The sequence below is a fragment of the Herbaspirillum robiniae genome (genome assembly GCF_002213415.1).
Lineage (GTDB): Bacteria > Pseudomonadota > Gammaproteobacteria > Burkholderiales > Burkholderiaceae_D > Herbaspirillum > Herbaspirillum robiniae.
In genome coordinates, this window is sequence record NZ_NJGU01000029.1 from 1 (window position 1) to 572 (window position 572).

The window sequence follows — 572 nt, forward strand, 5'->3', positions numbered from 1 at the left end:
CGCGAAGACGAGATCGCGGCCAAGGCGATGGGCATCAACACCCGCAACGTGAAGCTGCTGGCGTTTGCCATGGGCGCGTCCTTCGGCGGCGTCTCGGGCGCGATGTTCGGCGCCTTCCAGGGCTTCGTCTCGCCGGAGTCCTTCTCGCTGACCGAGTCCATCGCCGTGCTGGCCATGGTGGTCCTGGGCGGCATCGGCCACATCCCCGGCGTGGTGCTGGGCGGGGTGATCCTGGCGGCGCTGCCGGAAGTGCTGCGCCACGTGGTGGAGCCGCTGCAGATGAGCCTGTTCGGCAAAGTGTGGATCGATGCCGAGGTGCTGCGCCAGCTGCTCTACGGCCTGGCCATGGTGGTGATCATGCTGACGCGCCCGGCCGGTTTGTGGCCGTCGCCGCGCCATGAAGACCGCCCGGAAGCGGACCATGCATCCGTCGGTTCGACCGGCGAAGTCAAAGCGTAAGCAGCAGGAGAAAAAGACATGACACAGACACTGCTCAAGATCCGCGACGTCAGCAAGCGCTTCGGCGGGCTGCAAGCCCTGAACGGCGTGGGCATCACGATCGAACGCGGCCA

1 protein-coding gene and 1 pseudogene are annotated in these 572 nt (G+C 66.4%); both read left to right on the plus strand.

Annotated features, from left to right (window positions below):
- Positions 1–459 (plus strand): branched-chain amino acid ABC transporter permease (locus CEJ42_RS24325; RefSeq protein ID WP_129587829.1); only part of this gene is annotated, 459 nt, incomplete at its 5' end.
- 18 nt (positions 460–477) lie between these two features.
- Positions 478–572, plus strand: a pseudogene (locus CEJ42_RS25340) (ABC transporter ATP-binding protein); the annotation flags it as partial.